Origin of the sequence: Pseudomonas sp. D47, assembly GCF_045447305.1 — a bacterium.
Classification (GTDB): domain Bacteria; phylum Pseudomonadota; class Gammaproteobacteria; order Pseudomonadales; family Pseudomonadaceae; genus Aquipseudomonas.
This window is the reverse complement of record NZ_JBJGXU010000010.1, coordinates 110263-121494: the sequence shown is the minus strand read 5'-3', so window position 1 is coordinate 121494 and position 11232 is coordinate 110263. Positions and strand designations below refer to the sequence as shown.

General features: G+C 60.6%; 12 protein-coding genes and 1 pseudogene. 4 read left to right on the top strand and 9 right to left on the bottom strand.

Features of this window, described 5'->3' with window-relative positions; translation table 11 throughout:
* Window positions 1-43: 43 nt before the first annotated feature.
* Window positions 44-1405: an NCS2 family permease gene (locus tag ACI77I_RS10020; protein ID WP_094951452.1), complete on the bottom strand. Its 1362-nt coding sequence runs from the start codon at window positions 1403-1405 to the stop codon at window positions 44-46.
* Between the two features lie 220 nt (window positions 1406-1625).
* Window positions 1626-2060: a MarR family winged helix-turn-helix transcriptional regulator gene (locus tag ACI77I_RS10015; RefSeq protein WP_094951451.1), complete on the bottom strand. Its 435-nt coding sequence runs from the start codon at window positions 2058-2060 to the stop codon at window positions 1626-1628.
* Between the two features lie 81 nt (window positions 2061-2141).
* Between ACI77I_RS10015 and ACI77I_RS10010 the strand changes: the two are divergent.
* Together ACI77I_RS10010 and ACI77I_RS10005 are read left to right on the top strand one after the other, a co-directional pair.
* Window positions 2142-3308, top strand: a pseudogene (locus tag ACI77I_RS10010) (PLP-dependent aminotransferase family protein).
* A 10-nt stretch (window positions 3309-3318) separates the two neighbouring features.
* Complete coding sequence (locus tag ACI77I_RS10005) at window positions 3319-3921, top strand: glutathione S-transferase family protein (RefSeq protein ID WP_094951449.1); 603 nt, start codon at window positions 3319-3321, stop codon at window positions 3919-3921.
* Window positions 3922-4039: 118 nt separating this feature from the next.
* On the opposite strand, the gene ACI77I_RS10000 is transcribed toward ACI77I_RS10005, so the two are convergent.
* From ACI77I_RS10000 to ACI77I_RS09980, 5 genes are all read right to left on the bottom strand, one after another.
* Window positions 4040-4411 carry a glutathione S-transferase N-terminal domain-containing protein gene (locus tag ACI77I_RS10000; RefSeq protein WP_094951448.1) on the bottom strand — a complete coding sequence of 124 codons (372 nt, stop codon included), beginning with the start codon at window positions 4409-4411 and terminating at the stop codon, window positions 4040-4042.
* A 102-nt stretch (window positions 4412-4513) separates the two neighbouring features.
* Complete coding sequence (folE, locus tag ACI77I_RS09995) at window positions 4514-5059, bottom strand: GTP cyclohydrolase I FolE (RefSeq protein ID WP_024076633.1); 546 nt, start codon at window positions 5057-5059, stop codon at window positions 4514-4516.
* A gap of 78 nt (window positions 5060-5137) precedes the next feature.
* Window positions 5138-5695 (bottom strand): Smr/MutS family protein, encoded by a 558-nt coding sequence (locus tag ACI77I_RS09990; RefSeq protein ID WP_083357563.1) that lies wholly within the window; start codon window positions 5693-5695, stop codon window positions 5138-5140.
* Window positions 5696-5770: 75 nt separating this feature from the next.
* Window positions 5771-6091 carry a hypothetical protein gene (locus tag ACI77I_RS09985; protein WP_094951447.1) on the bottom strand — a complete coding sequence of 107 codons (321 nt, stop codon included), beginning with the start codon at window positions 6089-6091 and terminating at the stop codon, window positions 5771-5773.
* A 142-nt stretch (window positions 6092-6233) separates the two neighbouring features.
* Complete coding sequence (locus ACI77I_RS09980; RefSeq protein ID WP_094951446.1) at window positions 6234-6824, bottom strand: cysteine hydrolase family protein; 591 nt, start codon at window positions 6822-6824, stop codon at window positions 6234-6236.
* Between the two features lie 239 nt (window positions 6825-7063).
* Here ACI77I_RS09980 and prmB point away from each other — a divergent pair, with 239 nt between their 5' ends.
* On the top strand, window positions 7064-7972 hold the full coding sequence (gene prmB, locus ACI77I_RS09975; RefSeq protein ID WP_406997418.1) for a 50S ribosomal protein L3 N(5)-glutamine methyltransferase: 909 nt from the start codon (window positions 7064-7066) through the stop codon (window positions 7970-7972).
* Between the two features lie 119 nt (window positions 7973-8091).
* Here the strand turns inward: prmB and ACI77I_RS09970 are convergent, their stop codons facing one another.
* Both ACI77I_RS09970 and ACI77I_RS09965 read right to left on the bottom strand, forming a co-directional pair.
* Complete coding sequence (locus tag ACI77I_RS09970) at window positions 8092-8898, bottom strand: hypothetical protein (protein WP_406997417.1); 807 nt, start codon at window positions 8896-8898, stop codon at window positions 8092-8094.
* Window positions 8899-8997: 99 nt separating this feature from the next.
* The gene (locus ACI77I_RS09965; RefSeq protein WP_406997416.1) at window positions 8998-9960 is read right to left on the bottom strand and encodes an alpha/beta hydrolase; all 963 of its coding nucleotides are present in this window, start codon (window positions 9958-9960) and stop codon (window positions 8998-9000) included.
* Between the two features lie 143 nt (window positions 9961-10103).
* Here ACI77I_RS09965 and aroC point away from each other — a divergent pair, with 143 nt between their 5' ends.
* Entirely contained in the window at window positions 10104-11195 is a 1092-nt protein-coding gene (gene aroC, locus ACI77I_RS09960; protein WP_094951442.1) for a chorismate synthase, read from the top strand.
* Window positions 11196-11232 lie beyond the last annotated feature (37 nt).

The window sequence follows — 11232 nt, the reverse complement described above, 5'->3', positions numbered from 1 at the left end:
GCCCCACCCGGAGGTGAGGCGGTTTTCGGCCGTTTCCTGCGAACTACAGGAAGATGAATTTTGCGATGAAAATCACGCACAGCACCCACAAGCTGATGGAAATCTCACGGTACTTGCCGGTGCCGGCCTTCAGCGCCACGTACGTGATAAAACCCAGGGCGATACCGTCGGCGACCGAGAACGTCAGCGGCATCATGATCGCCGTGACAATCGCCGGAATGCTGTCGGTGGCCTCATCCCAGTTGATATGGGCCATGCTCGCCATCATCAGCATCGCCACGTAAATCAACGCACCGGCGGTGGCATACGCCGGAATCATGCCGGCCAACGGTGCAAAAAACATCGCCGCTACAAACAGCACGCCCACGGTCACGGCGGTCAGCCCGGTGCGCCCGCCAGCAGCAACACCGGCTGCACTTTCCACATAGCTGGTCACTGGCGGCACGCCGACCATGGCACCGAATACACTCGATGCACTGTCAGCCTTCAACGCACGGGACAGGTTATGAATCTTGCCCTCGGCATCGACCAGCCCGGCGCGTTGCGCAACGCCCATCAGTGTACCGGCGGTATCAAACATGTGTACAAACAAAAAGGCAAAAACCACGCTGATCATGCTGACATTGAATACACCTTTTATGTCCATCGCCATCCAGGTCGGTGCCAGGCTGGGTGGGGTGGAGAGAATGCCGTTGTAGTGCACCAGGTCCAGGCCCCAGCCGGCCAGGGTTACGGCGATGATGCTGATGAGGATCGCGCCGAATACGCGGTGGTAGCTGAGGATCGCGATCAGCAAAAAGCACACCGCCGCCAGCAATGGCGCAGGCTCGTGCAGCGAACCGAGTTTGATCAAGGTGGCCGGGCTGTCGACGATGATGCCGGCGGTTTTCAGGCCGATCACCCCGAGGAACAAACCCACACCGGCGCCCATGGCATGGCGCAGGCTCACCGGAATACTGTTGAGCAGCCATTCACGCACGCGCGACAGGGTCAGGCCCATGAACAGCACGCCGGAGATAAACACCGCACCCAACGCCGTTTCCCAGTGGTAGCCCATGGTGCCGACCACGGTGTAGGTAAAAAACGCGTTCAGGCCCATGCCCGGCGCCAGGCCGACCGGCCAGTTGGCGTACAAGCCCATCAACAGGCAGCCCAGCGCAGCGGCGATACAGGTGGCGACAAACGCCGCGCCGTGATCAATGCCGGCGTCGGCCATGATGTTGGGGTTGACGAAAATGATGTAGGCCATGGTGATGAAGGTGGTGAGGCCGGCAATCAGCTCGGTCTTCACTGTGGTGCCATGTGCGCTCAGTTTGAACAGGCGTTCCAGCCAGCCATGCTTTGCGGGGGTGAGGCTGGGCGGGGAGAGGTCCAGCGTCGGGGCTTCGGATTTTCGGCTTTCCACAGCAAGTACTCCTCAAGAGTTTTATTGTTATTTCCAGCGCCGGTCACAAAAGTGGGCAACAGCGCTTTGAGGTACTGGCGGGCTTTGTTGACCAATAGGTCAGGAACTCGCACGAAGCGAATTATGCTTTTGTATACAAATAAAGCAAATAATGTTTTCGATTGTTTGTGCGAAAGTGGATGAAAGGCTAGCAAGGGGGCTTTGTGGTGAGCGGGGAAGATCAAGGCTGCCCGGCCAGCGCCTGGTTCACCGCCAACCATCCCGCCACCGCTGCTTCACCGGCTTCGTTGAAGGCACGTTGCAGCAGTTTCACCTGCTCGCGGCGCAGCGACTGCTCGAAACGCTGGCCTTCTTCGCTCAGCTCCAGCAGGCGTTTGCGCTTGTCGGTCTCGGCCGCGACGCTGTTGACCAAGTGCATTTCCTGCAATTGGCGCAGCGGGATGTTCAGCGCCTGCTTGCTCACGCCGAGCAATTCCAGCAGTTGCTTCACGCTCAAGGCCGGGTAACGCGCGATAAAAAATACGATGCGCTGGTGCACGCGGCTCAGGCCACGGCGCTCAAGCATTTCGTCGGCCTTGGCGGTGAAGGCCTGGTAGCCGAAGAAGAAGGCTTCCATCGCCTGTTGCTGGCTGTTCTGGTTTTTAAGGTCAAGCATATTGACGTATCTACTCAAGCCGTCGTAATTTCGGTCAAGTAGTTTGACGTATTTCCCACGTGCTTTGCCACCGGTGACCTTATGGCCTTCTCTGAACGTGTTACGCGCCTCAAAAGCTCCTTGATCCGTGAAATCCTCGCCGCGGCCCAGCGCCCGCAGGTGATGTCGTTCGCCGGTGGCCTGCCGGCCGAAGCCATGCTGCCCACATTGAACTGGGACGGCATGCCGCTCAACATTGGCCAATACGGCATGAGCGAAGGCGAACCACAGTTGCGCGAACTGCTCGCCGACCAAGCACGCGCGTTGGGCGTAGCATGCCAGGCCAGCCAGGTGCTGGTGGTCAGCGGTTCTCAGCAAACCCTGGACCTGGCGGCCAAGCTGTACATCGACAAGGGCACCCCAGTCCTGCTGGAAGGCCCGACTTACCTGGCGGCCTTGCAGATCTTCCAACTGTTCGGCGCCGAGTGCCTGACCGTGCCACTGGAAGCCGATGGCCCGGACCTGGCCACCCTGCGTGCCAGCCTCGAACGCCATCGCCCGGCGTTCATCTACCTGATCCCGACCTTCCAGAACCCCTCGGCCGTGCGCTACAGCGAGGCCAAGCGCGCAGCCGTCGCGGCCTTGCTCGACGAGTTCGGCGTGACCCTGATCGAAGACGAACCCTACCGCGAGCTGACCTTCGATGGCGCCAGTGCGCAGCCCATCGCCGGCCGCCTGAAGAAGGCCAGCTGGATCTACACCGGCACCGTCTCCAAGACCTTGCTGCCCGGCCTGCGCGTCGGCTACCTGATCGCCAGCCCGGATTTATTCCCGCATTTGCTCAAACTCAAGCAATCGGCCGACCTGCACACCAACCGCGTTGGCTAGTGGCAGGCGATGCAGTGGATCGGCAGCGAAAAATACCAACAGCACCTGGCTGAACTGCGCAGCTTTTACCGCGAGCGGCGTGATGCATTCCAGGCCGCGCTGCAGCGCCATTTCGGTGATTTGGCCGACTGGCAAACACCTCAAGGCGGATTATTCTTCTGGCTGACCTTGAAACAGCCGCTCGATACCCGCACCTTGTTGGCGCAAGCATTAGATCAGGACGTTGCGTTCATGCCCGGTGAACCGTTCTTTTCCGAGCCCGACCAGCACCATGGCTCGTTGCGCCTCAATTTCAGCCATATCGACCCGGCCCGTTTGGACGAAGGTCTCAAGCGCCTGGCCGCGGTGGTTCGGCAAGCACAGCACGCGCAAGCGGCATAAGGGGAGCCCCATGTACAAGGTTTATGGCGATTACAAGTCGGGCAACTGCTACAAGGTCAAATTGATGCTCAGCCTGCTGGGCATCCCGTATCAATGGATCGATGTCGACATCCTCAAGGGCGACACCCAGACCGCCGAATTCCTGGCCAAGAACCCCAACGGCAAGATCCCGGTACTGGAACTCGAAGACGGCACCTGCCTGTGGGAATCCAATGCGATCCTCAACTTCCTCGCCGATGGCAGCGAGTTCCTGCCGTCCGAACCACGCCTGCGTACCCAGGTGCTGCAGTGGCAGTTTTTCGAGCAGTACAGCCACGAGCCTTACATCGCAGTGGCGCGGTTTATTCAGTTTTACCTGAACATGCCGCAAGACCGTTTGGAGGAATACAAAACCACCCATAAAGGCGGCTACAAGGCCTTGAAGGTCATGGAGCGTCAGCTGCAAGCCACGCCCTACCTGGTGGGCGAGCAATATTCAATTGCCGACATCGCGCTGTATGCCTACACCCATGTGGCCCACGAAGGTGGTTTTGACCTGACGCCTTACCCGGCGGTGCAGGCGTGGCTTAAGCGCGTGGCTAGCCATCCTAAGCATGTACTGATGCTGGATTAAACACAGGTTCATATGTAGGCGCTGGCTTGCCTGCGATGCAGGCAACTCGGTTGCTCAGGTACTGCGCGCTGATGCTATCGCAGGCAAGCCAGCGCCCACACCGGTTAACCAGTGTTTGTCAGACCGCAGCAAACCGCTTGTCCAGGTAATCAATGATCACCTTGGAGTCATACATCCAGGTCGTCTGGCCATTCTCTTCGATGCGCAGGCACGGCACTTTGATCTTGCCTCCTTGCTCCAGTAGGGTCTGGCGGTCTTGCGCGTTGTTCTTCGCATCCTTCAATGCCACCGGCACATTCAGACGGTGCAGCGTACGACGGGTCTTCACGCAAAACGGGCAGGCATGAAACTGATACAGCGTCAGGTCCTTGGCCGCAGCGTTCACCTGCGCCTGTTGTTCGGCGGGGCGCTGCTTTTTGCGTGGGCGGGTAATGAAGTCGCCCGCGATGATGACGTGGCCGAGGCCCACTCGAAGTGCTTTGACGAACATGGCTGAAAACCTCTTGCCCATGAAGAAGGGGCCGCAGCTTACCTGATTTCTGCAGGCGAAAAAAAACCGGCGATGAACGCCGGCCTTTTCCTACGCAGCCTGTTACTTGATCAGGCTGAGGAATTCGCTGCGGGTGGCCGCGTTTTCGCGGAACTCACCCAGCATCACCGAAGTGATCATCGACGAATTCTGTTTTTCCACACCGCGCATCATCATGCACATGTGCTTGGCTTCGATCACCACCGCAACGCCCAGTGCACCGGTCACCTGCTGGACCGCGTCGGCGATCTGGCGGCTGAGGTTTTCCTGGATCTGCAGGCGACGCGCATACATGTCGACGATCCGCGCGACCTTGGACAGGCCCAGCACTTTGCCGCTCGGGATATACGCGACGTGAGCCTTGCCGATAAACGGCAGCAGGTGGTGTTCGCACAGCGAGTACAGCTCGATGTCCTTCACCAGCACCATTTCGCTGTTGTCGGAGCTGAACAAGGCACCGTTGGTGACTTCTTCGAGTGTCTGTTCATAGCCGCGGCAAAGGTACTGCATCGCCTTGGCGGCACGCTTTGGCGTGTCGAGCAGGCCCTCGCGGGAGACGTCCTCGCCGAGCTGGCCGAGGATCTCTGTGTAATTCTGTTCCAGGGACATGAAACTACCTGTGGGATTTTCGCAAAGCGCAAGGTTACGGTGGCGGACACATCGCTGCAAGCCTGACGATGGCACTTGTTACTCGTCGCGCCCCTCCATCATGGTGCGCTTGAGCATCACATACACCGCGCCCGCGCCGCCGTGGCGGGCCTGGCATGAGGTAAAGCCGAGCACTTGGGCATGCTGGCGCAGCCAGGTGTTGACGTGGCTCTTGATCATCGGCCGCTTGCCATCCAACCGCACGGCCTTGCCATGGGTGACGCGTACGCAGCGGATTTCGAATTTGGTCGCTTCGGCCAGGAAGGCCCAGAGGGTTTCGCGGGCTTTTTCCACGTTCATGCCGTGCAGGTCAAGGCTGCCTTCGAATGGGATCTGGCCGACCTTGAGCTTGCGCATCTGGCTTTCCTGCACGCCGTCGCGGGCCCACATCAGCTCGTCTTCGGGGCCTACATCGATCACGAACTGGTCTGACAGGCCATCCACGGTGGTGGCATCGGTGCGCACGGTCGCGGCCTGGCGCAGCTTGGCAATCTGCGCCCGGTCGGTCTTGGGTTTGCCGGTGTCGGCGCGGTCGTGCTTGATCGGCTTGACGCCGCGCAGCTCGTTTTTGAACAGGGAAAAATCGTCGTCTTGCATGTCAGCCTCCGCGAAGGGCGGGCAGTTTACCTAAATCGCGGCGGCCAGGGCGCAGGAAACGCTATCCAAGCGCCATCAGTCGTGCTTTTTCATCAGGTGCGACGCAATGTTCAGCGACAACGGCTGGCGCATCCGTCGACGGCTGCGACGCCATAACCACACGCCAAACCAGAGCACCAACAGCCCGATCCCTAACAGGATAGCCGAGCCGCCCGGGCTGGCATTCAGTTCGCCGAGCGCCGGCGAATGACCAAACAAACCGGCGCCACCGGCACCTGCCAGCAGCACACCAACAATGGCCAGCAGCGCGGCAAAGCCGGCTACCAGGCGCAGACGCCAATTGCTCGGGCCCTTGGGGCGCAAGCGACGAGCATCAAAACCATCGGATATCTTCATTCCGACCTTTCCTCCAGGGTATCGGCCCTTCGACCGGAAGATACACAGGTTGTTCCTGTGCCTGAGGCAATTGCAGAAAATGAAAAGCTTTTGCAGATGAGCGGGGCAATAAACATTGCCGCGCCGCTCATCAGAAGGACGATCAGATCAGATCTTTGGTCAACGCGAGGGTCGCGAAGTTATCGGCCATGATGGCCATTTCGGTCTGCTGTACGTGTTCAGCACTCAGGATGCCGCCTTTGTAAGGCAGGTCGCGCGTGGCGCAGGCGTCTTCCACCAGGGTGCAGCGAAAGCCCAGGTTCTTGGCAGCGCGCACGGTGGTGCTGACGCTGGAGTGGCTCATGAAGCCGCTGACGATCAGGTCCAGGGAGCCAAGGTCTTGCAGGTGTTTTTCAAGGCCGGTGCCGTGGAACGCGCTGGGCAGCAGCTTGCCGATGATGGTTTCATCGCCCAGGGGTTCCAGGCCGGGAATGAATTCGCCACGCTCGCCCTGCGGGTCAAACAGACCGCCGACGGTGCCCAGGTGGCGCACATGCACGATCGGCCGCCCAGCGTTGCGCGCTGCCGCGACCAGTTGCTTGATGTTGTCGACCGCCGCGTCCATGCCTGAGAGGGCGAGTGGGCCGCTGAGGTATTCCTTCTGGGCGTCGATGATCACGAGGGTCGCATGGTTCAGGTTGGCTGCTGCGTAACCGCGACCGCTGAGTTGAAACATCGTCTTTGGAACGGACATTCTGGGGCTCCTGTGAGGGGGGCTTTTGTGACATTGTCCACTGGCTGAGCGGTTCTGTGAATCGCTACCATCGTAAGGTACGCCGTTGTTGACGTGCAGCCATGTCAAGTGGGCGGCTTGTTTAGCGCAATGATGGCAAATAGGATGAAATCCGACGGATGGTGAAGGGCTTTCGTACATCGTCGGTACAGGCGAAGGCTGTTAGAATCGCCAGTCGTTTTTTCCAGGAGCTTGCCCCCGTGATCACCTCCCGCCTGCGCACACTGCGCGACCACATCCGTTGGGCTGTCAGCCGTTTCCATGGGGAAGACCTGTTTTTCGGCCATGGTACCGACAATGCCTGGGACGAAGCCCGGCAATTGGTACTCGGTGCCTTGCACCTGCCTTGGGAAATTGCCGACAGCTACCTGGACTGCAATCTGGAAGAAGAGGAAATCTCCCACGTGCAGCGCTTGCTGCACCGCCGCATCCACGAGCGCGTGCCTACGGCTTACCTGCTGAAAGAAGCCTGGTTCTGCGGCATGTCGTTTATCGTCGATGAGCGCGTGTTGATCCCGCGTTCGCCGATTGGCGAGCTGATCGAAAACCGCTTCGAACCTTGGCTGGCCCAGCCGCCGGCACGCATCCTCGACCTGTGCACCGGTTCCGGTTGCATCGGCATTGCGTGCGCCTATGAGTTCCAGGACGCCGAAGTGGTGCTGGGCGACTTGTCCTTTGAAGCGTTGGAGGTGGCCAACGAGAACATCGAGCGCCACGGCGTCGACGAGCGCGTCTACACCGTGCAGGGCGACGGCTTCGATGGCCTGCCGGGCCAGCGCTTTGACTTGATCGTGTCCAACCCGCCGTATGTGGATGCTGAAGACTTCGCCGACATGCCGGACGAATACCAGCACGAACCGGAGCTGGGCCTGGCCTGCGGCGATGATGGGCTGAACCTGGTGCGGCGCATGCTGGCCGAGGCGGCGGACCACCTGACCGAGAAGGGCTTGCTGATTGTCGAGGTTGGCAACAGCCAAGTGCACGTCGAGGCGTTGTACCCCGAAGTCGACTTTGCCTGGCTGGAGTTCCAGCGCGGTGGGCATGGCGTGTTCATGTTGACGGCTGAGCAGTGCCGGGAACATCAGGCGGTGTTTGCTGCCAGGGTTTAACCAGAACTCAAAGTAAGCATGCGGTCAGTGTGGGAGCTGGCTTGCCTGCGATGGCGGTGTATCAGTTGCCCGCCATCGCAGGCAAGCCAGTTCCCACATTTTTGATCGCATTGCACCCGCTATCGGTGTGTCGCAATCCAGATCAACAGCCCCGCCTGAAACACCGTAAACGCCACCAGACAGGTGATGGTAAAGCGCAACCCGCTGTCCTCACGCTTGAACTTGGTGACCTTTTCCTCTTCCTTGCGCAGCTTCACTTCCTGCTCGGCCAGGTTCTGCTCAGCCTGTTGCAGCATCTGTGCGGCTTCGAGGATTTCCACGAACTGCACCTTCTCGGTGTTCCAACTGTCCAGCACTGCGCTGACTTTGCCGGGTTGTACATTGCCTTTCAAATGCTGCACATCGGCATACGCCACATCAAAACCCTGGATGCGCAGGAAGTGATCGCGGCGCAGGCGCGTGGCTTCGTTAAGGGCGTCTTTGTTAGCTAGGTCCACGCCGTCGACGCGGTAGTGTGACCACGTCTTTTTCGCCCACGCTGCGCCTTGGGCGACGAGGAAGCGACCGATGCCACGGTTGGCCGGTTCGATTTCCAGGCTGTTGCCCGGGCCGAAGTGCACGCGGTGTTTATCGTGATCGACCCAGATATCCAAGTGGTTCTGCTCGCGCCGTACCCGTTGGCCCGGCAACTGGATGATCATGCGCAACAGGCTCTGGTGTTTATCGTGGCGCTCGGCATAGCCGAACTGCACAAACCGCAACGGCCGCACGCCGGTGGCGCGGTCCGTGGTCAGGGGCGCCAGGCGCAGCATCTTGAAATGTTCGGCTTGCACGTCCGCCCACGGCAGCGCCGCCGCCTCGACGGCCTCGGGTTTTTCGGCCGGGGTGTCGGCGATGGGTTCTGGTGTAGCTTCTGTGGTTGTCATGCGGTGCGATCCTGTCCAAGCCCTGCGAGTCGACAGTCTTTTTACTGTCGACCCTGGGCTTATCGGCCGCTTTCTTAAGGACTAGAGGTAAATAGTCGCTTAACGGGCTTGAAGTCCGTCGATAAAGCGCACGATGCGCTCGCCCAGTTCGGCGGCGAGGGGCAGTTTCGGGTCATTGTAGGAGGCCAATTGCTGCTGCACATTGTTGGGCACGATGCGCATCACGTGGTTCATGCCTTCGATCACCGTCAAGTGTGCATCGGGCTTGGCGTTTTTCAGTTGCCGGGCATCCGCGACGCCGACCTGGATATCGTTAGTGCCCTGGATGATCAACGCCGGCATGCGCAGTTTGGCGAAAGCGGCTGACGGATCGGCGCGAAACAGGCTGATCAGGTACGGCTGCACGCTGGGTCGGAAAATACCCTCCAGCGGGGCAGGCACATCAGCATCCACCTGGCCGGCCTTGAGGTGGTCGAGGATCTCGTTGCTGCGCAGCAACAGGGCAGGGGGCAGGTGATTGGCCAATTGCTGGCGGATCACTTGGTCCACCGGCCGGGCGCTGCCGGACAGGGAAATAACCCCGGCCGGCTCCAGCTGCGGCGCGGCGAGGGCGGCGACCAGCGCGCCTTCACTATGGCCCAGCACAATCAGCGGGCCCATGCGGTTGTCGGCCTTGAGCAGCTTGCCCCAGGCCACGGCGTCGGCCACGTAGGCGTCCAGCGTGAGGTTGCGTTCGTCGGGCGTGGCCGCCAGGCTGGCGGCCACGCCGCGCTTGTCGTAGCGCACACTGGCAATGTTGTGCCGGGCAAGTACCCAGGCCAGGCGCTTGAGGCTGTCGTTGCGCGCGCCGTCGGCACTGTTGCCGTTGCGGTCGGTGGGGCCGGAGCCGGCGATGATCAACACCACCGGCACCGGTTTGTCGGATTTGGGCAGTAAAAGTGAGCCAAACAGCTCGCCGCTGCCGGTGTCCAGGCTGATGGGCCGTTGCAGCACGACAGGGGAGGCGGCGAAGCCAAGGCTGGAAAACAGGGTGAGGGTCAAAAGCAGATCTCGCAGCATCATCGCGCCATCATGAGGAAGGTGCCGGTTGGACCAACGTCTACCGGTAAGGTTTCGAGGATGAACTAGTCGGTTAGCCTGCGTATACTGGCTGCCTTAAGTTATTACGGTTGACTTGATTCAACTGATTTCACGGAGCGCCCTGCATGTCCGGCAATACCTTCGGCAAGCTGTTCACTGTCACCACCGCGGGCGAAAGCCATGGCCCGGCGTTGGTCGCCATTGTCGACGGCTGCCCGCCAGGGCTCGAGTTGTCCCTGGACGACCTGCAGCGTGACCTCGACCGCCGCAAGCCCGGCACCAGCCGCCACACGACCCAGCGCCAGGAGCCCGACGAAGTCGAGATCCTCTCCGGCGTGTTCGAAGGTCGCACCACCGGTTGCGCCATCGGCCTGTTGATTCGCAACACCGACCAGAAGTCCAAGGACTACTCGGCGATCAAGGACCTGTTCCGCCCGGCTCACGCCGACTACACCTACCACCACAAATACGGCGAACGCGACTACCGTGGCGGTGGCCGCAGCTCGGCCCGCGAAACCGCCATGCGTGTGGCCGCCGGTGCAATCGCCAAGAAATACCTGGCCACTCAGGGCATCGTGGTCCGTGGCTACATGAGCCAACTGGGCCCGATTGAGATCCCGTTCAAGACCTGGGACAGCGTGGATGACAACGCTTTCTTCAGCCCTGACCCGGACAAAGTGCCGGAACTTGAAGCCTATATGGACCAGTTGCGCCGCGATCAGGACTCTGTCGGCGCGAAGATCACCGTCGTGGCCGAAGGCGTGAAGCCAGGCCTGGGCGAGCCGATCTTCGACCGCCTCGACGCCGAGCTGGCCCACGCGCTGATGAGCATCAACGCGGTGAAGGGCGTGGAAATCGGCGCCGGTTTCGCCTGTGTGTCGCAGCGCGGCACCGAGCACCGTGATGAGCTGACGCCGGAAGGTTTCCTCAGCAACAACGCGGGCGGCATCCTCGGGGGTATTTCCTCCGGCCAACCGATCGTTGCGCACTTGGCCCTCAAGGCCACGTCGAGCATCACCACCCCGGGCCGTTCGATCGATGTGCACGGCAACGCAATGGACGTGATCACCAAGGGCCGCCACGACCCATGCGTCGGCATCCGTGCCACGCCGATTGCCGAGGCGATGATGGCCATCGTGTTGATGGATCATCTGCTGCGCAACCGTGGGCAAAATGCTGATGTGCGCGTGAGTACCCCGGTACTGGGCCAGCTGTGACGGCCTGTGGCGAGCGAGCTTGCTCCCGCTGGGCTGC